This window comes from Actinosynnema sp. NPDC002837 (assembly GCF_040295345.1).
Taxonomy (GTDB): domain Bacteria; phylum Actinomycetota; class Actinomycetes; order Mycobacteriales; family Pseudonocardiaceae; genus Actinosynnema.
In genome coordinates this window covers 57,914-82,695 of the sequence record NZ_JBEOVG010000015.1, presented here as the reverse complement: position 1 = coordinate 82,695, position 24,782 = coordinate 57,914, and the positions used below count along the sequence as shown (strand labels likewise).

Annotated in this window: 20 protein-coding genes; 11 read left to right on the top strand and 9 right to left on the bottom strand. The window is 74.8% G+C overall.

The genetic code is table 11. The annotated features are described in order from the left end of the window. Window positions 1–203 precede the first annotated feature (203 nt). On the top strand, window positions 204–3,476 hold the full coding sequence (locus ABTZ99_RS14075; protein ID WP_499611433.1) for a hypothetical protein: 3,273 nt from the start codon (window positions 204–206) through the stop codon (window positions 3,474–3,476). 12 nt (window positions 3,477–3,488) lie between these two features. Here ABTZ99_RS14075 and ABTZ99_RS14070 read toward each other — a convergent pair whose 3' ends face one another. The 6 genes from ABTZ99_RS14070 to ABTZ99_RS14045 are packed head-to-tail and all read right to left on the bottom strand — an operon-like array spanning window position 3,489 to window position 10,166. Then, entirely contained in the window at window positions 3,489–5,216 is a 1,728-nt protein-coding gene (locus tag ABTZ99_RS14070) for a condensation domain-containing protein (RefSeq protein ID WP_499611431.1), read from the bottom strand. After that, window positions 5,213–6,103 (bottom strand): thioesterase domain-containing protein, encoded by an 891-nt coding sequence (locus ABTZ99_RS14065; protein ID WP_499611429.1) that lies wholly within the window; start codon window positions 6,101–6,103, stop codon window positions 5,213–5,215. Before ABTZ99_RS14065 ends, ABTZ99_RS14070 begins: the two co-directional genes overlap by 4 nt. Further along, window positions 6,100–7,479, bottom strand: a complete 1,380-nt coding sequence (locus ABTZ99_RS14060; RefSeq protein ID WP_499611426.1) for an AMP-binding protein — start codon at window positions 7,477–7,479, stop codon at window positions 6,100–6,102. Before ABTZ99_RS14060 ends, ABTZ99_RS14065 begins: the two co-directional genes overlap by 4 nt. Next, window positions 7,476–7,964, bottom strand: a complete 489-nt coding sequence (locus tag ABTZ99_RS14055) for a phosphopantetheine-binding protein (RefSeq protein ID WP_498780322.1) — start codon at window positions 7,962–7,964, stop codon at window positions 7,476–7,478. Before ABTZ99_RS14055 ends, ABTZ99_RS14060 begins: the two co-directional genes overlap by 4 nt. Beyond that, window positions 7,961–8,737, bottom strand: a complete 777-nt coding sequence (locus ABTZ99_RS14050) for a hypothetical protein (RefSeq protein ID WP_499611424.1) — start codon at window positions 8,735–8,737, stop codon at window positions 7,961–7,963. The genes ABTZ99_RS14055 and ABTZ99_RS14050 overlap by 4 nt, the downstream gene beginning before the upstream one ends. Then, on the bottom strand, window positions 8,694–10,166 hold the full coding sequence (locus tag ABTZ99_RS14045; protein WP_499611422.1) for an AMP-binding protein: 1,473 nt from the start codon (window positions 10,164–10,166) through the stop codon (window positions 8,694–8,696). Before ABTZ99_RS14045 ends, ABTZ99_RS14050 begins: the two co-directional genes overlap by 44 nt. Before the next feature lie 125 nt (window positions 10,167–10,291). Between ABTZ99_RS14045 and ABTZ99_RS14040 the strand changes: the two genes are divergently transcribed. The 3 genes from ABTZ99_RS14040 to ABTZ99_RS14030 are packed head-to-tail and all read left to right on the top strand — an operon-like array spanning window position 10,292 to window position 13,180. Continuing rightward, on the top strand, window positions 10,292–10,552 hold the full coding sequence (locus ABTZ99_RS14040) for an acyl carrier protein (protein ID WP_498780319.1): 261 nt from the start codon (window positions 10,292–10,294) through the stop codon (window positions 10,550–10,552). After that, window positions 10,549–11,784, top strand: a complete 1,236-nt coding sequence (locus ABTZ99_RS14035) for a beta-ketoacyl-[acyl-carrier-protein] synthase family protein (protein ID WP_499611419.1) — start codon at window positions 10,549–10,551, stop codon at window positions 11,782–11,784. The genes ABTZ99_RS14040 and ABTZ99_RS14035 overlap by 4 nt, the downstream gene beginning before the upstream one ends. After that, window positions 11,777–13,180, top strand: a complete 1,404-nt coding sequence (locus ABTZ99_RS14030; RefSeq protein ID WP_498780316.1) for a condensation domain-containing protein — start codon at window positions 11,777–11,779, stop codon at window positions 13,178–13,180. Before ABTZ99_RS14035 ends, ABTZ99_RS14030 begins: the two co-directional genes overlap by 8 nt. Here the strand turns inward: ABTZ99_RS14030 and ABTZ99_RS14025 are convergent. Beyond that, window positions 13,140–14,324, bottom strand: a complete 1,185-nt coding sequence (locus ABTZ99_RS14025) for a cytochrome P450 (RefSeq protein WP_499611417.1) — start codon at window positions 14,322–14,324, stop codon at window positions 13,140–13,142. The two genes, ABTZ99_RS14030 and ABTZ99_RS14025, sit on opposite strands and share 41 nt — an antisense overlap. Next, a complete protein-coding gene (locus ABTZ99_RS14020) occupies window positions 14,321–15,481 on the bottom strand; it encodes a nucleotide disphospho-sugar-binding domain-containing protein (protein WP_499611415.1) in 1,161 nt (386 codons plus the stop codon). The genes ABTZ99_RS14025 and ABTZ99_RS14020 overlap by 4 nt, the downstream gene beginning before the upstream one ends. A 75-nt stretch (window positions 15,482–15,556) precedes the next feature. Here ABTZ99_RS14020 and ABTZ99_RS14015 point away from each other — a divergent pair, with 75 nt between their 5' ends. Next, a complete protein-coding gene (locus ABTZ99_RS14015) occupies window positions 15,557–16,726 on the top strand; it encodes a cytochrome P450 (RefSeq protein WP_498780310.1) in 1,170 nt (389 codons plus the stop codon). Here ABTZ99_RS14015 and ABTZ99_RS14010 read toward each other — a convergent pair. Further along, window positions 16,720–17,583: a TauD/TfdA dioxygenase family protein gene (locus ABTZ99_RS14010; RefSeq protein WP_499611412.1), complete on the bottom strand. Its 864-nt coding sequence runs from the start codon at window positions 17,581–17,583 to the stop codon at window positions 16,720–16,722. The two genes, ABTZ99_RS14015 and ABTZ99_RS14010, sit on opposite strands and share 7 nt — an antisense overlap. 74 nt (window positions 17,584–17,657) lie before the next feature. Between ABTZ99_RS14010 and ABTZ99_RS14005 the strand changes: the two genes are divergently transcribed. The 6 genes from ABTZ99_RS14005 to ABTZ99_RS13980 all read left to right on the top strand — a co-directional run bounded on the left by ABTZ99_RS14005 (window position 17,658) and on the right by ABTZ99_RS13980 (window position 24,767). Then, a complete protein-coding gene (locus tag ABTZ99_RS14005; protein ID WP_498780307.1) occupies window positions 17,658–18,671 on the top strand; it encodes a methyltransferase in 1,014 nt (337 codons plus the stop codon). Window positions 18,672–18,752: 81 nt separating this feature from the next. Beyond that, window positions 18,753–19,772 (top strand): polyprenyl synthetase family protein, encoded by a 1,020-nt coding sequence (locus tag ABTZ99_RS14000; RefSeq protein ID WP_499611410.1) that lies wholly within the window; start codon window positions 18,753–18,755, stop codon window positions 19,770–19,772. Window positions 19,773–19,802: 30 nt separating this feature from the next. Next, window positions 19,803–20,822 (top strand): UbiA family prenyltransferase, encoded by a 1,020-nt coding sequence (locus ABTZ99_RS13995; RefSeq protein WP_499611408.1) that lies wholly within the window; start codon window positions 19,803–19,805, stop codon window positions 20,820–20,822. Next, on the top strand, window positions 20,819–22,477 hold the full coding sequence (locus ABTZ99_RS13990) for a prenyltransferase/squalene oxidase repeat-containing protein (protein WP_498780302.1): 1,659 nt from the start codon (window positions 20,819–20,821) through the stop codon (window positions 22,475–22,477). The genes ABTZ99_RS13995 and ABTZ99_RS13990 overlap by 4 nt, the downstream gene beginning before the upstream one ends. Continuing rightward, window positions 22,474–23,766, top strand: coding sequence for an FAD-dependent oxidoreductase (locus ABTZ99_RS13985; RefSeq protein WP_499611405.1), 1,293 nt, complete (start codon window positions 22,474–22,476; stop codon window positions 23,764–23,766). The genes ABTZ99_RS13990 and ABTZ99_RS13985 overlap by 4 nt, the downstream gene beginning before the upstream one ends. Next, complete coding sequence (locus ABTZ99_RS13980) at window positions 23,763–24,767, top strand: histidinol-phosphate transaminase (RefSeq protein ID WP_499611403.1); 1,005 nt, start codon at window positions 23,763–23,765, stop codon at window positions 24,765–24,767. The genes ABTZ99_RS13985 and ABTZ99_RS13980 overlap by 4 nt, the downstream gene beginning before the upstream one ends. Window positions 24,768–24,782 lie beyond the last annotated feature (15 nt).

Genomic DNA, 24,782 nt, shown 5'->3' with positions numbered 1-24,782 from the left:
GGCGGCTCCCTGGACCGGACCTTTCAACAGGTCACGGCGGGGAGCACGGGCTGCCCGGACGGCGTCGACGCGTGTTCGTCATGTCCGCTCCTCGGCTCGGTGTGGACCCATCGTGCCGATCGGCCCGGGGTGCCGTCAAACTATTTCCGGGTCATTCTCCGAATCCGGTGGCGGACCGTCCGCCCGTTGACCAGAATCCGGCCGTGACCACCGCGCGACGCTTGCTCAAGGCCCTCGACCCGCTGCCGTACGGCGCGCGTCAACGCCTCCTCGCCCGCACCGCCCGCGAGGCGGCCGGCTCGACCGGGTTGGCCGCGCTGGTGAGCGAGCTGGCGGAACGGGGCGAGTTCGAACGGCGGACGGCGTTGCACCTGGCCTACGTGGCGGGTCACCGCGAGCACGTCGAGCAATGCCTCTCGGCCGAGCAGACCTCGGTGGTCCGCCACGCGATCGGCGCGGCGATCCGGCTGGACGTGCCCGCCGAGGTGTTCCTGGCCCGGCTGCCGCACCTGCCGACCGCGCTGCGACAGGTCCTCTACACCGCCGTGCGCCGCCAGGGGCGCCACGCGTTGGCCGAGCGGCTGCTGCCGGTGGTGCGCGCGGCGTTCGGCGACCACGAGGCCGTCGGCCTGCTCCCGGTCTGCTCGTCGGACGTGGTCGCGGAGGCGTTGCCCGACCTGGAGCACGCGGTGACCAACTGGACCTCGCTCGGCCGCCGGCACCCGGCCGTGCTGCTGGACTTCGTCACCGCCGAGCTGGACGCCACCGCGCCGGTGGAGTGGCCGACGGTGTGGCACCGCTTCGGCGCGGCCGTGGCCGGGGCCGCGCCCGCCGAGCCCGACCGCGTGCTCGACCTGCTGGCCCGGGTGCTGCCGCACGCGCCGCTGTCGTGGCAGTTCGACGGCGTGATCGGCGGTCTCGCCCGGCACGCGCCCGCGCGCGTGGCCCGCCTGCTGGCCGACCCCCGCCGCACCGGGCACCTGCCCGATCGGCGGTCCCTGTGGCGCGCGCTGGCCGTGACCGGCGACGAGGAGCTGATCGCCGTCGCCCGACTGCTCCACGGCCCGCACCTGACCCGGTTCCTCCGCGCGATCGCGCCGTCCCGGCGGGCGGCGGTGTTCGCCGGCGCGTTCGGCGACCGCCCGGACGTCCCGCTGACCGCGGTGGACGAACTGCCCTCCGCCGCACGGCACGCCGTCGCCCGGCGGCTGCTGACCCTGCGCCGGGTCGCCGACGACCCCGGCTCCCGACTCGCCGTCACCGCCCGCCTGGCCTGGCCGGACGCCCGCGACACGTTGCTCGCCGCGACCCGCCGGGCCACCGCCGACGAACGCGCCGAGGCGTACCCGCTGTACCTGGCCGCGGCCGCCGCCACCCGCGACCCGGAGGTGTTCGGCGGTGTCGTCACCGGCCTGACCAGGCTCGCCAACGAGCAGGACCCGGTGCGGTCGGCCGCGATCACCGCGCTCGCCGCCGTGCCGGCGTGGCTGTTCCGCCCGGCCGAGGCCGACGCGTTCACCAAGGTGATGGTCGATGCGACCCAAGCCCGGGACTGCTCCTGGCAGACCCGGTCCGGGGTGCGCGACCTGGCGGAGGCGCTGATCCGCCAGGGCGCGGTGTCCCGCCGTCCCGAACTCGTCGACGCGGGCTTGGCCGGGATGGCCCACCTGGGCGCCCACCTGCCGTGGGTCGACCTGCACGGGCTGGACCGGTCGCTGCCGCGCGGCGCCGAGCACCCGGTGTTCGAGGCGCTGCGACCGAGGCTGGTCGCCGACGCCCGGCGCGGCCGGTTCGAGGTCGTGCTCGGGCTCGCCATGGGTCTCGGCCGGCGCGCCTGGCACGTGCCGGGCCTGCAGGACCTGCTGGACCAGGCGCGGTCGGCCGAGGACGACGGCGTGGTGCGGCGCGCGGTCGACCTGTGGCTGGCGCCGCGCGACCAGCGCGACGCACGGGTGGAGCGCGTGCTCGCGGACGACCCGTCCACCATCACGTTGCCCTCGGTGCAGGCCGCGGTCTCGTTGCGCCGCACCGACCTGCTGGACCGGGTGATCGGCCGGTCCCCGCACGGCCGGTTCCTGCGCCGGGGCGTGCGGTACGTGCCGCCGTTCCGGCAGTGCTTCGACCGGTGGCTGCCGCGCCAGGTCACCGCGTTCGCCGCCGAGCTGGCCGCGCTCGGGACGTCCCGGCACGCCAACCCGTACGAACGCGCCGGCGCCGTGCGGGCGCTCGGCCGGCTGCCGGGCACGGCCGACCTGGTGCGCGGGTTCCTCGCCGACGGCGAGGTGCAGGTGGTGGAGGCGGCGCTGGCCGCGCTGGCGTGGACCGACGAGCCCGCCGACGTGCTGCCGGACCTGCTCGCGCACGTCGACACCGACCGCGCGCGGGTCGCCGTGTACGCGATGACCCGCTGCGCCCGGTTCACCTCGCCCGACCGGCTCGGCGCGCTGCTCGCACCCGTGCTCGAAGGGCCGAAGGTGACCGCGCGCAAGGAAGCCGTGCGGCTGATCGCGCAACACCGCACGCCGGGCGCGGTGGCGGCGTTGGCCGGGGCTTGGGAGAACGGCCATCGCGACGTGCGGCGCGCGTTGGTGTCCGCGACGCGGTGGTTCCTCGACGACGAGGCCGCCTGGGAGCTGCTGGCCCGGGCCGTCGCCGACGAGCACGCCGTGGCGGGCGCGGTGGTCCAGTGGCCCGACGCGGTGCCGCGCCGTCACCGCGCCCGGTACGCGGACCTGGTGCGGGTGCTCGCGGACTCGCCCGACCCGGACACCGCCCGGCTCGGGCTGGGCGCGGCGCCGTACTGGGCGCGCTGGTCGGAGGGCGGCGCCGAGCTGCTGGTCGGCCGCGTGACCGACCTCGCCGACACGGCGACCTGGTGGTACGCGCTGGTCGCTCTCGTGCGGCAGTCCACGACGGCCGACGTGACGCCACTGAGGGCCGTGGTCGCGGCGCTGCTCGCGCAGCTCGGCCGGTTCGACGCGGAGGAGGACCGCGACCTGCCCGCGCGGCAGCGGATCGCGGCGCTCGTGGGTCAGCTGGCCGAGAGGCGTGACTCGGACGGATCGCGTGCGGCCGCACGTGCCCTGGTCCCGGACCTCGTCGCGGCCGGGTGCCTGCCGTGGGCGGTCAAGCTCGCGGTGGTCGCCGTCCCGTGGGAGGAATCCGGCCCGGAACTGGACGCGTTGCGCGAGGTGGCACGGCTGGCCGTGCGGCCGACCATCGCGTGGCAGGCCGCCAGGGAACTGGCGGACGTGCTCCCGCACGTGCTGCGGCGGGTGTCCCGGCCGCGGCTGCTGGACGTGGCCGGGACCCTGGTCGCCGAGGGCGCGCCCGCGATGGCCCTGTCGATCACGACCGCCGCCGGTCGTGACGCCGGGTGGCCCGCGCAGTGGCGCGACCTGCTGCGCGGACTGCGCCGGCACGACGACCCGGACGTGCGCGAGGCCGCGTCGGAGGTGTTCACCAGCGCGGAGTGAACGCGGACGGCGTCAGCGGCCGGTGCCGGAGGTCAGCGGCGGGTCGCTGAGAGCGGAGGCGTGGAGCACGTAGTGGCGTGGTGTCAGGGCCGCGGGGTAGCGGGGGAGTGCGGCCATGCAGCGGAGGTGGGCTTCCTCCGGCGTGTGGACCTCGGGGGTGGCGGTCAGGTGGGCCACCAGCGGGATCCCGTTCTCGGCGGGCAGGATTCGGCTGGTGGACGGCGTGAGGGCGTCGTCCAGCAGTGCCTGCACCTCGGTCAGGTCCACCCAGCAGTTGTCCACGAAGTGCCAGTTGTCGGGGCGGACGATGGGCGGTAGCGCTATCGCCTCCCGCTGCGCCGCGGGGGTCAGGTTCGCGCGCGCCGCGGCGAGGAGCAGGCGCTCCACCGCCGAGAGCAGGGACTCGACCTCCTCGTGCGGGACCAGGCCGGTGTCGGCGGTCCAGACGTCCAGGACCAGGTGGGGCTCGACGCTGGTCAGGCCGAAGCGCAGCGGGGTGCCGTTGCGGGGGGTGGGGCGCCAGCGGATCGTCGTCTCGTCGAGGGTGGGAGGCGCGGGGGCTTGGCCGGTGAAGGGGGTGTTGGGGCCGAACCACGACTCCGGCACCGTGCTGTTGAACAGCGGGTCGTAGTTGAACACCAGGCCGCGGTCGTGCGCGGTCCGGTCGTCGGACGCCGACCGGGCCGCGGCGTCGTACCGGCCGTGCCTGCTGGACTCCAGGACGGCGGTCCAGGTGTGCCTGACCAGGGCGTCGAAGTCGTGGTCCACCACGTCCACGGCGGCCAGGCAGCCCTGGGCCAGGGTCCCCACGTACCCGGTCAGGGCGCGGTCGAAGCGGTTGCCCGACAGCAGGGGCAGGATCAGCTCCCGGTAGCCGGTGCGGTGGGACAGGACGGCGCTGATCGCCGCCAGGACGATGCTGGAGCGGCTCGTCCTGGTCCGGGCGGCGATCCGGCGCAGCGCCCGCCCCGCCGCCGGGGACGACATCTCCACCGCCATCGAGTCGCCGGTGGCGCGGGCGCCGGGGAGCAGGTAGAGCGCGCGCGGGGTCCGGCGGGACATCGAGTCCATGTGGTCGAGCGCCGCCCGTGCCCGGCGCCGTTCCAGCGGGGTGGCCTCGATCTCCACCTGGTCCAGCGGTTGGCGACGCGGTGGGCCGACCTCGCGGAGTGACGGGGTGGCGGTCAGTTCCCGGAACTCGTGCTTGAGCACCTCGATCGCCGCCCGGTCCACGGCCATGTGGGAGAACTCGGCGGCGCAGGCCACCACCAGGTCGTCCTGCTCCGGCGCCACCGCCACCACCAGGCGCACCGCGGGCCGCGTGCCGTCCGGCGCGTCCTGGAGCCGGCGCAGGAGCGCTGACGCCGCCGCGGGCTGGTCGGATTCGCCCCACGTGCCGTCGCCCAGCGAGCAGACGACCACCGGGACCACCCCGGACGCCGCCACGGTCTGCCGGGGATCCTCACGGCCCGAGTACGAGGTGCGCAGGCCTTCGTGGCGGGCCACCAGGACCGCCACGGCCGCGGTCACGTCCGCCACGTGGACGTCCCGGGGCACCGGCAGGTCCACGGCCAGGGTGGCGTGGAAGTGGTCCGGGGTCCGCATCAGCCAGCGCTGGATGTTGAGCTGCCCGAGCGTCAGCGGTCCTTCGCGGTGGCTCAGACCGGCGAACTCGACCGCCTCCGAGCGCACGGTGGTCAGGCGCACCCGTCGTTTCCGCGGCCGGGTGGGCGCGTTCATCGCAGTGCCGTCCGCAGCGCCGTCGTCAGGTCGCCGGCCTGGTGCCGGCGGACGGTGGCGTCGTCGGGCCAGGGGTTCGCCGTCTCGCCGAAGACGTCGACCGGAGCGGCCGACGGCGACGGCCGCCAAGCGGCGACGGCCCGGCCCAACGCCTCGCGCACCCGCGTCACCCGTGCCACGAACGCCGTTGTCGTGTCGGGCGGGACCAGGTCGCGTGCTTTCCAGTCCGCCAGCGCCTGCTCCGGGTCTGCGAGGTCGGAGGGCTCGGCCTCGACCAGGCGGGGGTCGAGGTCGGCGATCAGGCGCACGTCCGGGAGCAGGGCGGCGACTTCGAAGGCGATCACCGCGCCCGCGCCCGCACCGCCCAGGACGTAGGGGCCGGACGGGTGAGCGGCCCGGATCGCGTCGGCGTAGGCACGGGCCAGGGCCGGCACCGAGTCGATCGACGCCGAGTCGATCGACGCCGTGTCGTCGTACAGGCCGGGTGCCTGGAGGCCGTGCACCGCCTGGTCCTCGCCGAGGTCCTGCGCGAGCCGGGCGTAGCGGGCCACCTGGCCGTCGTCGGGGTGGATCAGGAACAGCGGGGTGCCGTCGCCGTCCTGGACGGGCACCAGGGGGCCCGCCAGGCGGCCGTTGTGCTCGCGCAGGGTCGCGGCGAGTGATTCGACCGTGGGGCGTTCCGCCATGACGTTCAGCGGTAGCCGGACGTCCAGTCCGGTGAGCACCGCGTTGATCACGCGGGCCGCGTCCAGGGAGTTGCCGCCCACGCCGAAGAAGTTCTCCCTGATGCCCACGCCGAAGCCGAGGACGTCCTGCCAGACGCGGGACAGCCAGAGCTCGACCGGGTCGCGGGGGCGGTGGTAGTCGGTGTCGACGGGTGTGTTCATCGGGGTGGTGCACCGCCCTCGGAGTCGGGAGACAGGCGCCAGCGCTGGAGCTTTCCGGCCGCCGTGCGCGGGAGTCGGTCGACGAACGTGAAGTGCTTGGGGATCTTGTAGCCCGCCAGCAGGCGTCCGCAGTGCGCGGCCAGTTCGACGCGGCGGGCCGTCTTGTCCGGCCGCAGGACCACGTGCACGCCCACCACCGATCCCAGGGTGTCGTGGGGGACGGCCAGCGCCACCGCGTCGAGCACCGCGTGGTGGTGGCGCAGTGCCGCCTCGACCTCCTCGGGGTCCACCTTCTCGCCGCCCACGTTGATCGTGTCGTGCGCGCGTGGTTCCAGGTAGAGGTAGCCGTCCTCGTCGAGCCTGCCGCGGTCGCCCACGGTGGCGAACCCGTCCGGCGTGGTGCGCACGGTCCGGTGGTCCAGGTAGTCGGCGCGGGTGATCGCGTCCGGGGTGCGCAGGTAGACGGTGCCGGGGGTGCCCGGCGGGGTCGGGCGCCCGGCGTCGTCCTGGATGCGGATCCGGGTGAGGACCCCGCGGCCCACCGTGCCGGGACGGGCCAGCCACTCGTCGCCGCGGGCCAGGGTCACGCCGATGCCCTCGGTCGTGCCGTACAGCTCGAAGACCCGCTCCGGGCCCAGCAGGTCGAGCCAGCCGCGCTTGGTGTCGTCGTCGCACTTGGCGGCGGTGTGCAGGACCGCCCGCAGGCTGTCGAAGTGGGCCGGGTCCGGGGTGGTCGCCAGGATCTCGCGCATGTGCGCGGGGGTCAGCTGCGCCCACTCGACGCCGTGCTCGCGGATCAGGTCGACGGTCCACCGCGGCGCGAAGAAGCGTTGCAGCACCACGGTGTTGGCGTCGAGGACCGCGTCCACGAACGACGTGAACGGCGCGGCGTGGTAGAGCGGGCCGACGATGAGGTGCCGCTGGCCGGTGCGCCACCCCGTCTGCCGGATGGCCAACGACGGTGTCCGGCGCGGGTCGTGGCGCAGCGGGCCCGGGCGGGCGGCGATCTTCGGGATGCCCGTGCTCGCGCCGGTCGCCAGGAGGTAGGCGACGCCGTGGTCCTCCTGGACGAACCGGGACTCCAGCTGTGACAGCAGGACGTCCCGTTCGGCGGGTGGCGTCGCCGGGTTGAGCGGGAACACCGGCACCTCGGCCGCCAGGGCCGCGGCGATGGCGACGGCCGCGTCCACGGTGTTGGCGGCCTCCACGACGGCGTACGGGCCGGTCGTCCGGCTCGCGGTCGCCGTGGCGCGGTCGGCGAACTCCCGCCACGACAGCGCCACCTCCGCCAGGTCGGCGTCGAAGCCGATCAGGGCGGGGCGCTCGGGCGCGTCGCGGGCGATGTCGGCGATCCGTCGGAGTACGGGGAGGTTCATGGTTGGCGGAGGACTTCCGCCAGGCGGCGCACGCTGGACGCGGTCATGAACTCGTAGACGTCGACGGGGCGGTCGAACTCGGCCTCGACGGCGGAGATGATGCCCAGGGCGGACAGCGAATCGCCGCCCAGCTCCAGGAAGTCGTCGGTGGCCCCCACCGCGCGCACGTCGAGCTGCTCCGCCCAGATGGCGGCGACGCGGCGCTCGACGTCGTCGCGCGGGTCCTCGAACAGGGTGCAGCGGCCGTCGGCCAGGGCGGCGGCGAGGTCGTCGGGGGTCACCGGCAGGGAGTCCACGACCAGCACGCCGACCGGGCCGTCCAGCTGCTGCCGGACGTGGTTGCGCAGCACCGTGCCGCTCAGGTACTCGGTGGGCTCCACCGCGGCCACGACGACGTCGCGCCCGTCGTGGCGCACGACCGCCACCTCCACCCGGCCGACGCCGGGGTGCGACTGCAGCAGCTCGGTAACCCGGGACGGGGTCATGCCGGCACTCCTCTCAGGTGGGCGGTCACGTGGGCGCGGACCTCGTCGTCGCGCAGCAGCTCCTCGTGCTCCACGTCGAACACGGTCAGGTGGACGTCGTCGTCCACCGGCAGCGGGTAGTCCCGGGAGTGCACGAACAAGGGCTCGCCCGCCTTCAGCTCGAAGCGGCCCCCGGAGGCCAGGAGCAGGTAGTCCATGTAGGTGCGGAAGCCCTTGACCAGTTCGCCGCGGAAGTAGTCGTCGAGCGACAGGCGGCCGGCGACCGACCGCATCAAGTCGTCGTAACGCGCGGCCAGGGCGTCGGCCACGCGGGGCAGGTCGTCGGGGTGCTCCTCGACCAGGGTGTCGGCGAGGGTCTGGGCGTCCTCCAGCTCCTGCTCGGTCAGGTGCTCGGCGGAGGCGTGGACGATGCCGCTGAACTCGCCCGCCAGGGAGCCCGCGCCGGTCCGCGCGGCGTCGAACAGCAGGACCCGCGGAGCGGGTTGCCGCTCGGCCACCGCGTCGGCCACGCAGGTGGCCAGCGACGCGCCGGCGCAGTAGCCCAGGACGGCGCGAACGGCGCCGCCACCCGCCAGGGCCTCGTCCGCCCACCGGGCGACCGCCTCGTCCAGCGGGCCCGCGCCGATCCGTCCCACGTGGAGGAAGGAGGCGTCGACGGTCGACGAGGCCGCCAGGTCGGGGAAGCCCGCGGACGCCCTCCCGCCGGGGAAGTCGAGGCACAGCACCAGGTCAGGTCCCCGGTCGGACAGTCGACGCCAACTGCTCAGCTCCACCGCCGGACCTCCCGATGACTTCGGCCAGTGCCGGGTAGTCGACCTTCCCGCCGGGCGTGCGCGGTAATCGGTCGACCTGCCGGAGGACAACGTGCCGGCTCGGCACGCCGAGCGAATCGGCCAAGTGCCGTCGCTGCCGCTCGTGAACGGCGGAGTCGCCCGCGCCGACGAGGTAGACCACGTCGTCGTCGGCGAGCACCGCGGTGGGGTGCTCCGGCCGTTCCACCAGGCGCTCCAGGTCGTCCAGGCTCGTGCGGACGCCGAGCACCTTGGCGATGCGCTTGGTGCGGCCGGTCAGGTACAGGTAGCCGGCATGCAGGTAGCCCAGGTCGCCGGTGTCCAGCACGTCCACTTCGGCGCCCCGGGCCAGGTCCTCCCGGCACGACGCGTAGCCCAGCATCACGCCCGGCCCCCGGTAGCGCACCGCGCCCTCGCCGGGGACGGCCCGGGCGTGCGGTGGGCCGGGGGCGATGGTGAAGACGCCGCCCGGCACGGCCCGTCCGACCGAACCGAGGCGCTCGGGCAGGTCGGCCGGGTCGAGCACGGCCATCCGGGACGTCGCCTCGGTCTGCCCGTACATCGTGAAGAACCGGCCGCCGCGCCGCCGCATCATCCCCGCCAACCGGGTGGTCAGCTCGTCGGGCAGCCGTGCGCCCGCCTGGGTCATCGTGCGGATCGCCGTGCGCTCCAGGAGGTTCACGTGCGCCGGCCCGAACGCCGCGTAGGTGGTCGGCACGGCCGCCAACGACGTCACGCCCGTGCGGGCCAGCCGGTCCCACGTCGCGAGCGCCAGCGGCGGGCTGTCGGACAGCACCACGCTCGCCCCGGCGATCAGGTGGCTGTTGAGCACGGAAAGCCCGTAGGCGTGGGTGATCGGCAACGTGGTGGCGGCGCGCTCGGCCGCGGTGATGCCCAGGGCGTCCACGATCGCACGGGAGTTGTCGGCGATCGCCGAGTACGACAGCCGAACCGCCTTCGGGCTTCCCGTAGTCCCCGAAGTCGTGAGCAGGAGGGCCGTCTCGTCGGAGATCGGGGTGAGCGGACCGCCGGAGGTGCGGCGGAAGACCGTTGCGCCGACCGGGGATTCGCCGGTCGGCCGGTAGCCGGCGGCCGTCAGGTCGTCGTGCGCGCCGGGCGCCGGGACGACGAAATCGGGCCGGTAGGCGGACAAGACCTCGGCGGTCGCGGGAAGGAATGCGACCGTGTGGCCCAACCGCAGTGCGGCGAGATAGGTCAGCACGGTGGGCAGGTCGCGGTCGCCCGCGCACAGCACGAGGGCCTTCTCGTTGTGCCGCAACGCGGTTCCGACCTGCTCCACCAGGTCGGACAGCTCGCCGTAGGTCAGCGCGCCACCGCCGGGCGGCACGACGGCGGCCGAGGGCGGCGGCGCGCCGACGCCGGTCACCAGGTCCAGCGCGGTCGTCGCCATGCCGCACATTCTGCGGTCCCGAAGCGAGCGCGGTCCATAGCGTCGGTTCGGCGAACGGTTGCTTGACGGCCGGGACCTGATGGCAAAAACTCTCCCTTCACCGGCCGGGAAAGGGCGCGTGGACGATGACCGCTGAGATCCGCGACTTCCTGCTGGAGTCGCTCACCGAGATGAAGTACAGCACCGACGGGATCGACGAGGACACCGTGCTCGGCCCCGCGGGCGCCGACCTGGAGTCGCTGGCCCTGGCCGAACTCGCCCTGCGGGTGGAGGACCGGTACGGGGTGCGCTTCGAGGTCGAGGAGGCCGAGTCCTTCGCCGGCCTGACCGTCGGCGAGTTCTGCGCCGTTGTCGCCCAGCGGATCAGCACCTCGGCCGCGACGTGACCGCGCGGGCCGCCGTCACCGGCATCGGGCTCGTCACGCCGGTCGGCACGGCGGTGGACGAGGTGTTCGACGCCGTCTGCGCGGGCCGCTCCGGGCTGTCCGCTCCACCGGAGGACCACGTGTTGCGCGGCGTCGTGGACGTCGCCGCGTTCGCCCCGCCGATCGCCGCGGACAGCGTGATCCCGGCCAAGGAAGCGCGGCTCGTGGACCGGTCGATCGTGATGGCGCTGCGGGCGGCCGAGGACGCGTTGGCGGACGCGGGCCTCGAAGTGGGCCGTGACGTGGACCCCTACCGGGTCGCCGTTGTGGTGTCGGGCGTCGGCGGGCTGGACACGCTGGCCGACCAGGCGGTGCAGCGGTCGCGGCGGGGACGGCTGGGCGTCAGCCCGTTCATGCTGCCCGGCGTGCTGCCCAACATGGCCGCCGCGCGCACCGCGATCAAGTTCGGGATCCGCGGCTACACCTCGTCGGTCGGCACGGCTTGCGCGGCCGGCGGCCAGTCCATCGGGGAGGCGCTGCGCATCCTGCGCGCCGGCGAGGCGGACGTGGTGGTGTGCGGCTGTTCGGAGGCTCCGCTGTTCCCGACCTTCGCCGACGCCTTCGGCAACGCCCTGGCCCTGGCCAAGGGCTGGCCCGACCCGGCGACCGCGAGCCGGCCGTTCGACCGCCGCCGCAACGGCCTGGTGCTCGGCGAGGCCGCGGGCGTGCTGGTGCTGGAGCGGCCGGGGTTCGCGCGGGCGCGCGGCGCGTCCGCGCACGCCGACGTGCTGGGCTGGGGCGCGACGAACGACGCCTACCACCCCACCACACCGCGCCCGGACGGCTCCAGCGCCGCGGCCAGCATGGAGATCGCCCTGCGCGACGCGGGCCTGACCACCGCGGACGTCGACTACCTCAACGCACACGGCACCGCCACCAAAGCCGGTGACGCCGCGGAGGCCAAGGCCATCACGAGCGTGTTCGGCGGCGCCATGCCGCCGGTGAGCTCGACCAAGGGCGTCACCGGGCACATGCTCGGCGCGTCCGGCGTGGTGGAGGCGGCCATCGGCATCGCCGCGCTGCGGCACGGGCTGCTGCCCCCGACGCACAACCTGGACGAGCCGGACCCGTCGATGGACCTGAACCACGTCCGGGACAAGGCCCTCGCCGCGCCCGCGCGCACCGTCATGTCCAACTCGTTCGGCTTCGGCGGCCACAACGTCAGCGTGATCCTCGGGCGCGCCGATGCGTGAGCGCCGAGTCACCGTCCCGTTCTCCGGACCCGGCGCGGGCACCGCGCCCCTGACGTGGGGCCAGAAGGCGATCATGCGCGACATGCGCGCGACCGGCTGGCCGCACAACAACAGCGGCGCGCACCCGTTGCCCGAGGGCGTGACCGTCGCGGACCTGGCGGCCCGGCTGGGCGCGATGATGTGCCGCCACCCCGCGCTGCGGATGAGGCTCGGCGTCGGCGACGACGGCGAGCCGTGCCAGGTGGTCGTGGAATCCGGCGAGATCGACGTCGAGGTGACCGCCTTCGACGACGACGTGGACCCCGCTGAGGTTTTGGGGCACAGCCACAAGATCTGGTTCGAGTGGATGATGACCCCGTTCGACGGCCACACCCCGTGGCTGGTCCGGCTGGCGGTGCTGGAGCACCGCGGCCAGGCGGCGCACCTGGTGTTCGCGGTCAACCACCTCGTCGCCGACGGCACGGGCACGCTGCTGCTGATGACCGGCCTGGGCGTCGGCGAGCTGGCCGACCGCCGGCCGGCCCCCGACGCCGTCACCGCGCTGGACCTCGCGCGCCGCGAGCAGACGCCCGAGGCGCGGCGCACCAGCGACGGCGCGATGCGCTACTGGGAGCGCCAACTCCGGGACCTGCCGCGCGCGACGTTCGGGGAGCCGAAGTACCCGGAAGGGCGGCTCGGGCACCGCTACTGGCACGGCCGGTTCAGGTCCTCCGCCGCCCACCTGGCCGTGCTGGCCATCGCCCGCCGCACGCGCACCGACACCGCGCGGGTGCTGCTGGCCGTGCTGGCCATCGCGATCGGCCGCGCCACGGGCGTGGACCCGCTCACCACCAACGTCATCGTCAGCAACCGGTTCCGGCCGGGCTTCGCCGACGTGATCGGCACGCTGAGCCAGAACTCGGTGGTGACGCTGGACTTGCGCGGCACGGTGGACGAGGTGGTGGCGCGGACCCGGCACGCGGCGACGGCGGCGTGGATGCGCGCCTACTACGACCCCGACCAGCTCGACCGCCTGGTCGACCGCCTCGACGCCGAACGCGGCCACCCGGCCGCGGTCACCTGCCGCATCAGCGACCTGAGGTTCAGCACCCGCCCGGACGCCGAGGAGCTGACCGACGGCGAGCCCGTGACCGAGGAGCGGGTGCGGGCCGAGCTGCCCCGGACGTTCCTGTCCTGGGACGGCCACCTCGACGCGATGCCCGACCAGCTGTTCATCAGCGTCGAGGACCGCCCCGGCACGATCCACCTCCAGATGGTGTTCGACATGGCCGTGCTCACCACCGACCAGGTGGAGACGATGCTCCACGCGGTCGAGGAGGTGGCGCTGGCGGCCGCGTTCGACCCGACCGCGCCCGCTATCGGCCCCACGTCACCGGCAGCTCCCGGAAGCTCCTGACCACCAGGCCGGGCTTGAGGCGCAGCTCCGACTCCGGCACGGCCAGGCGGAGGCCGGGCAGCCGGCGCAGCAGTCCGCCCAGCGCCTCCTGGAGCTCCATGCGGGCCAGCGAAGCGCCGATGCAGTGGTGCGGGCCGGCGCCGTAGGCGATGTGCGGGTTGGGGGAGCGGGTGAGGTCGAGCCGGTCGGCGTCCGGGAACACCGACTCGTCGCGGTTGGCCGACACCACGGCGGGCAGCACGACCGAGCCCGCCGGCACCGGGACCCCGCCCAGGTCGATGTCCTCGAGGGTGACCCGGGGCATCAGGATGCCGCTCTCGCCGAGCTGGATGTAGCGGGTCAGCTCCTCCACGGCCACCGCGACGGCGTGCGGGTCGTCGCCGCGCAGGGCGGCGAGCTGGTCGGGGTGGCTCGACAGGACGGTGACGAACAGGTTGATCTGGTTGGTGGTCGACTCGTGGCCGCCGGCGAGCAGCCCGGCGGTGACGGAGACGAGTTCCCGCTCGGACAGCGAGTCCTCCCGGTCCCACGCGGCGACCAAGGCGCTCATCAGGTCGTCGCCGGGGTTCGCGCGCCGCTTCCCGATCAGCTCCCCGAACGCGGCCAGCGCCGCGCGCGGCGGGCCCGGGTCGGCCCGCCAATCGCCGACCAGCGCGTCCGACCACTCCTTGACCCGGTCCTGCTCCTCGTCGGCCACGCCGAACAGCCCGCTGATCACGGCGATGGGCAGCGGCGCGGACACGTGCGCGCTCAGGTCCGCGCCGGGGCCGGCCTGTTCGAGGCGGTCGATCATGCCGTCCACGAGCCCGGCCACCGTCGCGCGCAGGTCCTCGACGCGGCGTGCGGTGAAGGCGCTGCCGACCACGCGGCGGACCTTGGTGTGCAGGGGCGGGTCCATGCCCAGCAGCGAGTCGTCGGCCAGCGATCCCAGTTCCCACTCCGGACCCTTCGGCCCGGTGGCCGCGGCACGGCTGAACCTGGGGTCGCTGAAGACTTTCCGGACGTCCGCGTGCCGGGTCGCGAGGTAGGCGAGGGTGCCGTCGGGCAGTTCCACCCGCGGCACCGGGTCCTCGGCGCGCAGGCGCGCGTACTCCGGCGACGGGTGGTGCAGCGACGGCGCGGGCGGGAGCGGGAAGCGGATCACGGGTGGCGTCCTTCGGCGTAGGCAACGAGCTGGTCGACCACCTGGGCGGGGGTGGGCATGGCGTGGATGCGGTCGCGCAGCAGTTCGGCGGCCTCCCGCCACGGCCCACCGTCCATCAGCGCGGCGACGCTGTCGCGCACCGACGCGACGTCGGGCTCCTCCAGCACCAGGCCCGCGCCGGACACCAGCAGGCGTTCGCCGTTGAAGTGCTCGTCGCCGACCTGCGGCAGGATCAGTTGCGGCACACCGTGGACGAGGGCGGTCATCATCGTGCCCGCACCGCCGTGCTGGACGAACGCCGCGCTGCCGGGCAGCGCCAGGCGCAGCGCGAGGGGCGCGTCGGCCACCCGCACCGTGTCGGGCAACGGGGGCAGCGCGTCGCGGTGCGCCTTGGCCACGGCGACGACCACGTCCGCGCCCAGGTCGGCCACGGCGCGGATGACGTCCGCGAGATCGGCCCGCTCGGACAGCCCCGGCCCGGCGACCGTGCCGCCGGTGACGCACACGCGCGGGCGGCTCGGCGGTTCGTGCAGCCACGGCGGGAGGACGTGGGTGCCGTTGTAGGGCAGGTAGCGCATCGGCAGGCTCGGCACGGGCAGCGGAACCTGGAGCGGCGCGGGCACGGGGTCGATCATCAGGCCGCCCGCCACGCGCACGTCCGACGACGTGATCCCGAAGCGGCGTGCCAGCGGGCCGAAGACGCCCTCGTGGTCCCACGCCAGCGTGGAGCCGTGGTCCGGTCCCCACAGGACCTGCGCGCCGGGCACGTCCAGCACGGCCGCCGCCACGGCCGCGGCGAGGTTGAACGGCTCCCACAGGAGGAGGTCCGGCCGGAAGGACCGTCCGAACGCGACCAGGTCGTCCACCCAGGCGTCGGCCATCTGAACCACACCGCCGTCCGGGGTGATCGTCGGACCGTCCGGATCGGGCGCGCCGGTGCCGCCACCGACCTTGCCGATCCGGTCGGTGAACACGGCCTCGAAGTCCAGGTGCGGACCCAGCGGCACGGCGACCAGGCCGGCCTCGTCCACGACCGGCGCGAGCCCGGGTTGGGTGGCCACCAGCACCTCGTGCCCGGCGGCCTGCAGCGCCCACGCCAACGGCACCAGGCAGTAGAAGTGCGAGCGCCAGCCCCAGGTCGAGATCAGAATGCGCACCCGGCATGCTAACCCGCGCACGGGGCGTGCGGAATCCGTTGACGCAGCGGGGGTTCGGGCGCAGTCTTATCCGCCGTGGCCGCCTTACCCGAATTGCGCCGGTACCCCTTCGAGCCGTTCACCGGCGAGCTGTCGCCGGAACTCCTCGGCATGATCGAGACCGACCCGGTGAGCCGGGTGCTGCTGCCGGACGGGGAGCCCGCCTGGCTCGTGCTGGACTACGCCGGGTGCGTCAAGGTGCTGGCCGACCCGCGGTTCAGCCGGGTGCTGCACCGGCCGCCGCCGGACCAGCCGCCGCTGCGCGACCTCAACCAGGACGGCCCGGCGCACGCGGCGGTGCGCCGGGTGGGCAGCCGCGCGTTCGGCGGTCGCCGCATGGCGCACTACCGCCCGCGCGTGCAGGCCCTGGTGGACGAGCTGGTGGACGCGATGATCGCCGGGCCGCGGCCCGCCGACCTGGTCAGCGGTCTCGTCGCGCCCTTGCCGCTGCTGGTGATCTGCGAGGTGATCGGTGTCCCGGCCGCCGACCGCGAGCGGTTCTACGGCTGGCTCGCGGGCCTGAACTCGGTGGTGGACTACAACTCCGCGGAGGCCGCGAAGTCGCTGTGGGTCTACCTGGCGGGGCAGCTGGCCGCCAAGCGGGTCGAGCCAGGCGACGACCTGCTGTCGGTGTGGCTGGAGGGCGGCGACGACCACGGCCTGTCCGACGACGAGATCATCGTGCTGGCCATGGGGTTGCTGCGCGGCGGCCTGGAGGTCGGCTCGACGGCCGCGGGCGTGCGGGTGCTGTTCCAGCACCCGGAGCAGCTGGCGGAGCTGGTGCGGTCACCGGAGAAGATCCCCGCCGCGGTGGAGGAGATCCTGCGGTACACCGCAGTCAGCAGCATGTTCCGGGTGCAGGTCGTCACCGGGGACGTGACCGTCGGCGACGTCGCGATGAGCGCCGGGGACCGCGTCATGGCCGTCCCGTGGGTGGCCAACCGCGATCCCCGGGTCTTCAAGGACCCCAACGTGTTCGACATCGACCGGGTGGCCCGGACGGCGCACCTGGCCTTCGGCTACGGGCCGCACTTCTGCCTGGGCACGGCCCTGGCCCGGATGGAGGTCGAGCTGTCCATCGCGACGCTGCTGCGCCGCCTGCCGGGGCTCGCGCCCGCGATCGGGGTCGAGGAGCTGCCGTGGCGCCACGACCGGATCAACGGGGGCATCGAGAGGTTCCCGGTGGTGTGGCGGGAGGATCAGTAGCTCTCCACCGCGTTGACCCGGTCGGGCCAGTACCGCTCGCCCGGCGCGGGCTGGTAGTGCTCCCAGCGCGGCGGGTTGCCCGTCGGCACGTCGCCCAGCACCGTGATGCGCTGGCCGCGGCGGCGTTCGCGGTAGTCGTTGACGGCGTAGTGCTGGGTGACCCGGTTGTCCCACATGGCCACGTCGCCGGGCTGCCAGCGGAAGCGGCAGGTGAACTGCGGTCCCTCGGAGAACCGGAACAGGTACTCCAGCAGGGCGTCGCTCTCGTTGCGCGACAACTGGGGGATGTGCGAGGTGAACAGGCGGTTGAGGTAGAGCGAGCGACGGCCGGTCTCCGGGTGCACGCGCACCACCGGGTGCTCGGCGCGGCTGGAGAACTCGTCGCCCACGCGGATGGTGTGGATCGCGGTCAGGCCGTCCACCAGGTCGCGCAGCGGGGCCGACAGCGACTCGTAGACCAGGCACTGGTTGGTCCACATGGTGTCGCCGCCGTGGGGCGGCAGTTCGTTCAGGTGCAGCACCGACGCGATCGGCGGGCTCTCGTGGAAGGTCATGTCCGTGTGCCACACGTCGACCTTCGCCCCGTCCTCCGAGTCGATGACGACGATCTCCGGGTGGCTCTCCAGCCGCGGCAGGTAGGGGTGCAGCTCCACCTCGCCGAAGCGCCGCCCGAAGTCGATGTGCGCCTGCGGCGTCAGGTTCCCCTGACCGCGCAGGAACACCACCTGGTGACGCAGCAGCCGATCGCGGATCAGGTCGAACTGCTCGTCGGTCAACGTGTTCAGGTCGATGCCGCTGATCTCCGCGCCGAGGGCGCCGGACACCAGCCGGATTTCCGGGGCGGTCACACTCGTCATCGGGCCATTCTGTGCCACGAAGGGGGTTTGGTCCACGGGTTGACTGCGGTGGTGCGGTTCGGGACGCTGCGCCGATGCCGCCCGAGAACGCAGGGGAGCGCTTGGACGCGCTCACCGACCTGGTCACCCCGATGGCCGTGCGCACGGCGGTCACGCTCCGCGTGCCCGACCTGATCGCCGACGGCGCCACCGACCTGACCGAGCTGGCGCGGCGCTGCGGCGCCGACCGCGACGCGTTGGGCAGGTTGTTGCGCCACCTGGTCCACCGCGAGGTGTTCGCGGAGGTCTCACCGGACGTGTTCGCGTTGACCGGACTGGGCGAACTGCTGCGCGACCGCGGCGACACCGGCTACGGCACGAGGTTCGACCTGGACGGCTTCCCGGCGCGGATGGACCTGGCCGCGCTCGGCCTGCCGCACGCGGTCCGCACGGGCGAACCGGGCTACGCGTCGGTGCACGGCCGCGACTTCTGGTCCGACCTGGACGCGACCCCGGAGTACCGCGCGCACTTCGACCGGCTGATGGCCGGGCTCCAGGCGATGACCGCGCCGCAGGTGGCGAAGCTCTACCCGTGGCCGGAGGCGGGGCTGGTGGCCGACGTCGGCGGCGGCTCGGGCGCGCTGCTGGCCGAGCTGCTGGCGGCGCACGGGCACCTGCGCGGGATGCTGGTCGACCGGGCCGAGCCGGTGGCCACGGCGGCGGCGCGGTTCGCCGAGAACGGCTTGGGCGACCGGGTCGAGGTGGTCGAGGGCGACTTCTTCCAGCCGCTGCCCGCAGGCGCGGACGTCTACGTCGTCTCGCGCGTGCTGACCGACTGGAACGACGCGTCCGCCGCGACGATCCTGCGCCGTTGCGCCGAAGCGGCCGGTCCGGACGGACGAGTGCTCGTGGTCGAGGTGCTGCCCACCGAGCCGCACGTGCCGCACCTGTCGCCGTTCGACCTCCGCATGTTGGTGGAGGTGGGCGGTCGGGAGCGCGACCGCGCGGCGCACGACGCGCTCGCCGCGTCGGTCGGACTGGCGCCGGCGCGGACGTTCGCGGGCTCGGATGGCTTGGCGCTCATGGAGTTCCGGTCGGCGTTGCGCTGATCGGCTTCTTGCCGCGGGATTCCCCGCGCCTTACCGTCACGCTGAGCGTCAAACCTGTCGCCTGTCGAAGGGCGGACGCGCATGACCGTTTCCGACTCACCGCAGTATCGGACTTTCCTCGACGGTCTGGCCCGCAGCGAGTCGGGACGGCTCCTCCAGGAGGAGTTGCGCCGCCGTTGGCCGGAGACGACCGACGAGCTGGCTTCCATGGCGCGGTTCGCCCTGGTGCCGGCGGGGAAGCTGCTGCGCCCGCTGATGGCGCTGCACACCGCGCAGGCCGTCGGCGGCGACCCGCTCCGCGTCACCGCGGCCGTGCTCGCGCTGGAGTACGTCCACACCGCGACCCTCGTGCACGACGACATCATCGACGGCGACGACGTGCGCCGCGGTCGGCCGTCGGTGCACGCCGCCTACGGAGTCCCGAACGCGATCGTCACCGGCGACGGCCTGATCTTCAGCGCCTTCGAGTCCCTTGTGGACGAACCGTGGTCGGCCTCGCCCGCGCGCGTCGTGGCGGCGGTCGGCGAGCTGGCCGAGGTCGGCCGTGACCTGTGCCGCGGCCAGGTGCTGGAGTCGCGCCTCGTCGGCGACCTGGAGGAGGGCGCGCGCTGGTACGAGGAGATGGTGCGCCTCAAGACCGGCGCGCTGTTCCGGGCCGCCTGCTACATCGGGGCGACGCTGGGCGGCGCCGGCGCGGACACCGGCACGATGCTGGCCTCCTACGGCGAGCACGTCGGCATCGCCTTCCAGATCCGCGACGACCTGCTGACCTTCGTCGCCACGCCCGAGGAGACCGGCAAGCCCGGCGACAGCGACCTGCTCAACGGACGGCCGACGCTGCCGGTGCTGCTGGCCTACGAGGCGGCCGACGAGGCCGATCGGCGGGAGCTGCGGGACGTCCTGGGCCGCCGCGCCGCCCGGGAGGGCGACGTGCGGTGGGTCCGGGACCTGGTGACGGCCTCCGGCGCGGTGCAGAGCGCGCGCCGGCGGATGGTGTCGCACGTGGAGTTGGCGCTGGCCGGGCTGGCGGGGTTGTCACCGTCGCCGCACGCGACCGCGCTGGCCGACATCGCGCGCTGGACCACGAGCGGGGCGCGGTGAGCGCACCGCCGTTCGGCCGGGGGTGAGGACGTGGGCTTCGGCGCGGCGGTCCGGGCGCACGTGGAGACGTGGCGCCCTTACACGCTCTGGTACGTCGGGCTGGTCGGGCTCGGTGGCGCGGTGCTGGCCGGCGCGGCCGGGCACCCGTGGCGGCTGCTCGCGGCGTGGGCCGCGCCCACCGCGGGCTGGCTGGGCGGGCACTACCTGGGCGACTACTTCGACCGGCACCTGGACGCCATCGGCAAACCGCACCGACCGATCCCGTCGGGACGGTTGAGCCCGCGCGTCGCCCGGGCGTGCGGTGTGCTGTGCATGCTGGTGGTGGCGGCGATCGCCGTGCTGGGCGGGTGGCCGACGCTGCTGGCCGCCGTGCTCGGCGTGTTAGGGATCGTCGCCTACAGCCGCTGGGCCAAGGCGCGCGGCATCGCGGGCAACCTGGTGCGCGGCGCGCTCGGCGCGATCGCCCTGGTGTACGGGGTGTGCGTGGCCGGGACGTGGCCGTCGTCGGGGATCGCCGCGGTGGTGGCGATGGCGGCGGTGTTCTGGCTGCACGACACGGCGTCCAACCTGGTCGGCGCGCTGCGCGACGTGGACGGCGACCGCGCGGGCGGCTACGGCACGCTGCCGGTGCGCCGCGGCACGCCCTTCGCGGTGTGGACGGTCCTCGCGCTGTACCTGGCGGTGATCGGCGCGGCAGTGGCGGGCGGGCTGCTGTCCGCGGTCGGCGACCGCACGGCGTACCTGGTGACGCTGGCCGTCGTGGCGGCGCTGGGCGTGCTCGCGCTGGCGCCCCTGGTCCGGCGGCGCGCGGACGTGCCGGTGGTCGTCGCGCTGCGGAGCCACGAAGTGCTGGTGGTCGAACGGCTCGTGCTCGCCTCGGCGACCGTCGGCCTCGGCCTGGGCGTCGGCTGGCAACTGGGGCTGGCCCTGCCGCTGGCCGCGCTGACATGGTGGACGCAGTCGGCGATGCGGAGCAGGCACGAGCTGGGCACGTCCCGGCCGCCCGGGGCCCGCTCGCGCCGCCTGATCCCGTTGGAGGACAAGACATGACAGCCGTGTCGCTGGTCGACGTCGCGAAGGCCGTGGAGCGCGGCGCGGAGGCGCTGCTGGCCCGGCAGCGCCCGGACGGCGCGTTCACCGACGACCCGCCCGCCTCCGTGCTGGGCACCGCGGGCACGATCACGGCGCTGCACGCCGCCGACCCGGTCGCCCACGCCGACCTCGTCGCGGGCGGCGCGGCTTGGCTGCGCGACCGACAGCGCGACGACGGCGGCTGGGGCGGGGTGGACGGCGCGCCCAGCGAGGCCGTGCCCACCGCCATCGCCACCGCCGCCCTGCGCGTCGTCTCGCCGGAGGTCAGCGCGACGGCCGTGACTGCCGGGCGTGCCGCGTTGGCTGCGCTGGGCGGGGTGGACGCGGTGACCGACCGCGCGGTGGCTCTGATGTGCCGGCAGTTCCTGACCCTGGCCGGGCTGACCGCCGAGGCGGGTGCGCTGCGGCGGCTGCCGCTGGAGATCGTGCTGGCCGACAAGCTGCGGCGGCGGCTGATCTCGTTCCGCACGACGCCGTTCGTCGGCCTGGCGCTGGCCCAGGACGGCCTGCTGCCCACGGGGCCGGTCCGCCGGTTCACCCTGCGCCTGGCCCGTCCGGCGGCTCTGCGACTGGTCCGCGCGGTGTACGAGCACGAGGGGCGCACCGGGGCTCTCAGCGAGGACCCGTGGCCGGCCGCCCTGGTGCTGCTCGGCCTGGCGCGCTCCGGCGAGGCGCCCGACATCGCCGACGCCATCGCGGGCTGGCTGCGCGCCGCGGTCCGGCCCGAGGGCGCGTGGGACGCGGTGGCCAACCTCGACCTGACCCGCACCGGCTACGCCACCACCGGCCTGGTCGCCGCCGGGTACGCCGCGGACCCCCGACTGCGCGCGGCCCGCGACTTCCTGCACGCCGCCCGCACCACCGAGCCGTTCACGATCCTGGACGTCCCGGCGGGCGGCTGGAGCTTCTCCACCCGGCGCGGCTGGCCGGTGACGCTGGAGTCGGCCGAGATCCTCAGCGCGCTGGCCGGGCTGCCCGGCGCCGCCGAGGACGCCCACCTGCGCGGTGGGCTGGAGTGGCTGACCGGGCGGCAGGACACGCGCGGCTCGTGGAGCCTGTGGGTGCGCGACACCAAGCTCGCCAACGACGGGCCGTGCCCCGCGATCACCAGCCAGGCGATCCAGGCCCTGCTGGACGCGGGCCGCCCCGCCGACGACCCGGCCGTGGCCTCCGCCGTCGCGTGGCTGCTCACCGCGCAGAACCCGGACGGCACGTTCGAGAACCTGTGGTACCGCGACCACACGTCCGGGACCGCCGTCGTGGTCGCCGCGCTGGCGCGGGCCGGGCACGACGGGCACGAGGTCGTGCGCAAGGCGGTGGACTGGTTGTTACGCACCCAGCTGCCGGACGGCTCGTGGGGCCCGGGCGACGGGACCGAGGGCTCGGTCGAAGAGACGTCCTGGGCGGTCCAGGCGCTGCTGGCGGCGGGAGCCGGCGCGGACGCGGTGGACCGGGGCGCGGCCTGGCTGGTGGCCGCCGCCGGACCGGACGGCGGGTGGGAGCCCACGCGGGTGTGCAACTACATCCGCCACCACGTGCGCTACGCCAACGGCGTGGTCACGCAGGCCGTGGCGCTCAAGGCGCTGGGCGAGTACCGGGCCGCCGTCCGATGACGCTCCCGGGGACCGTCGACGTGGCGGTGTCCGGCGCGGGCGCGGCCGGGCTGGCCGCCGCGCGGGCGCTGGGCGGGACCGGCCTGCGGGTGCTGGTGCTGGACCGCAGGCAGACCCCCGCGCCGACCGCCAAGGGCGAGATCCTCCAGCCCGGCGCGGTGCGCGTGCTCGACGACTGGGGCGCGCTGGACGACCTCAGGGCCGCCGACGCGCGCCCGGTGGACCGGCTGGCCATCCGCGACGGCGACGGCACCGCGCTGCTCGCCGTCGAGTACGGCACCCTGCCCGGTCCGCACCGGCAGGTGCTGTGCGCGGCCTACGAGGACCTGTGCGCGGCGATCACCCGCTCGCTCCCCGAGACCGTGGAGATCGTCCGCGGCGTGCGCGTGGACGGGGTGCTGCGCGAGGGCGGACGGGTCGCGGGCGTGGCGGTCGACGGCGGCGAGGTCCGCGCGCGGTTGGTCGTGGCGGCCGACGGCATGTCCTCGGCGCTGCGCAAGGACGCCGGGATCAGCGTCGACCGGGACGAGTACCCGCACCGGCTGCTGGCCTTCGACGTGGCCGACGCGGACGTGCCCGGCGAGGTGACGGCCTACCGCACCGCGCGTGGCCTGCGGCTGGTCTACCCGTTGCCCGGTCGCCGCTGCCGGCTCTACGTCCAGGTCGCGCCCGACGAGTTCCGCGCCACCGGGTTGGCCGAGCTGGGCCGCTGGGTCGGCGGCGTGCTCGCCGAGGTGCCCGCGCTCGCGCCGCTCGCGCCCGCGCTGGAGGCGAGCCTGCACCGCCGGCAGCTGTTCGGGGTGTCCCGGCTGCGGGCGGGCCGGCTGGCCGTGCCCGGCCTGGCGCTGGTCGGCGAGGCCGCGCACGCCGTGCACCCGATGGCGGCGCAGGGCGTGAACAGCTCGCTGGCCGATGCCGAAGGGCTGGCCGAGGCGTTGGGAGAGGTGCTGGCCGCGCGGTCGGTGATGGGCGAGGAGCCGGCGGTGGACGAGGCACTGGCGGCGTACGAGGCGGCCCGGCGGCCGAGCCTGGACCACATTGCGACGGTCAGCCACAACGCCGCCCGCATGATCACCGCCCTGTCCGGCGCACCCCGGCTGCTGGGCGCGCGGATGATGCGCCGCACCGCGGCCAACCCCCGGCTGCTGCGGCGCACCGCGGGCAACATGTCCGGCACGGACGTCCGGCCGCTGACGTTCGTCGACCGGCTCTACCAGCTGGGCGTGCTCGCCGACCGGCGTGCCCACGACCTGCCCGCGGCCGACCCGAGGGGAAGCGAGGTCCGATGACCGCCGTCGACGCCGACCGGCTGCACGACCTGTCCATGAACGAGACGCCCCACCCGCCGCTGCCCGCGCTGCGGCAGGTGGTCGCCGAGGGCGCGGCGCTGCTCAACCGCTACCCCGACCGGTTGGCCGGGGCGCTCACCGCCGGGCTGGCCCGGCACCTGGGCGTCGCCCCGGAGGCGGTGCTCGTCGGACCTGGCTCGGCGGGGCTGTTGCAGCACCTGGTGCAGTCGTTCGGGCCGAGGCCGGAGGTCGTGCACGCGGCGCTGTCGTTCGAGGGGTACCCCCTGATCGTCGCCAACGCGGGCGCCGAGGGCGTGCCCGTGCCGATGGACGGCTACCGGCACGACCTGCGCGCGATGGCCGACGCCGTCACCGGCGCCACCCGGTGCGTGCTGATCTGCAACCCCAACAACCCCACCGGTTCCGCGCTGGGCCGCGCCGAGCTGGAGGAGTTCCTCGGCCGCGTGCCCGCCGACGTGCCGGTCGTGATCGACGAGGCCTACCGGCACTTCGTCACCGACCCGGACTTCCCGGACGCGCTGGACCTGTACCGCGACCACCCGAACGTGTGCGTGCTGCGCACCTTCTCCAAGGCCTACGGCCTGGCCGCGCTGCGCGTCGGCTACGCGGTGCTGCCCGCGGACCGGGTGATGGCCGCGCGGATGACCGGCATGGTGTTCTTCGCCAACTCCCTGGGCCAGGCCGCCGCGCTGCGCGCGCTCGACCCGGACGTCACCGAGGAGCTGTCGCGGCGGTGCGCCGACGTGGCCGCGCAGCGCGCCCGGCTGGTCGCCGGGCTGCGCGACGCCGGGTACACCGCGCCCGACAGCGAGGCCAACTTCGTGTGGCTGCCGCTGGGGGAGGACAGCGCCGCGTTCACCGCCGACGCCCGGGCCGCGGGCATCCTGGTGGCGTGCCTGGACGGTCGGGGTGTGCGGGTCACGGTCGGCACGGCCGAGGCCAACGACCGGTTCCTGGCCTTCGCCCGCTCCCGGAGGTGAGCGCCGCGCCGGGCC

What these genes read in the sequence shown, in the direction of transcription:
- ABTZ99_RS14055 (WP_498780322.1), bottom strand. Translation starts at nt 7,964, where the DNA reads ATGACCCCGTCCCGGGTTACCGAGCTGCTGCAGTCGCACCCCGGCGTC.
- ABTZ99_RS14070 (WP_499611431.1), bottom strand. Translation starts at nt 5,216, where the DNA reads ATGAACGCGCCCACCCGGCCGCGGAAACGACGGGTGCGCCTGACCACC.
- ABTZ99_RS13990 (WP_498780302.1), top strand. Translation starts at nt 20,819, where the DNA reads ATGACAGCCGTGTCGCTGGTCGACGTCGCGAAGGCCGTGGAGCGCGGC.
- ABTZ99_RS13985 (WP_499611405.1), top strand. Translation starts at nt 22,474, where the DNA reads ATGACGCTCCCGGGGACCGTCGACGTGGCGGTGTCCGGCGCGGGCGCG.
- ABTZ99_RS13980 (WP_499611403.1), top strand. Translation starts at nt 23,763, where the DNA reads ATGACCGCCGTCGACGCCGACCGGCTGCACGACCTGTCCATGAACGAG.
- ABTZ99_RS14065 (WP_499611429.1), bottom strand. Translation starts at nt 6,103, where the DNA reads ATGAACACACCCGTCGACACCGACTACCACCGCCCCCGCGACCCGGTC.
- ABTZ99_RS14005 (WP_498780307.1), top strand. Translation starts at nt 17,658, where the DNA reads ATGCCGCCCGAGAACGCAGGGGAGCGCTTGGACGCGCTCACCGACCTG.
- ABTZ99_RS14000 (WP_499611410.1), top strand. Translation starts at nt 18,753, where the DNA reads ATGACCGTTTCCGACTCACCGCAGTATCGGACTTTCCTCGACGGTCTG.
- ABTZ99_RS14040 (WP_498780319.1), top strand. Translation starts at nt 10,292, where the DNA reads ATGACCGCTGAGATCCGCGACTTCCTGCTGGAGTCGCTCACCGAGATG.
- ABTZ99_RS14010 (WP_499611412.1), bottom strand. Translation starts at nt 17,583, where the DNA reads ATGACGAGTGTGACCGCCCCGGAAATCCGGCTGGTGTCCGGCGCCCTC.
- ABTZ99_RS14045 (WP_499611422.1), bottom strand. Translation starts at nt 10,166, where the DNA reads ATGGCGACGACCGCGCTGGACCTGGTGACCGGCGTCGGCGCGCCGCCG.
- ABTZ99_RS14030 (WP_498780316.1), top strand. Translation starts at nt 11,777, where the DNA reads ATGCGTGAGCGCCGAGTCACCGTCCCGTTCTCCGGACCCGGCGCGGGC.
- ABTZ99_RS14060 (WP_499611426.1), bottom strand. Translation starts at nt 7,479, where the DNA reads ATGAACCTCCCCGTACTCCGACGGATCGCCGACATCGCCCGCGACGCG.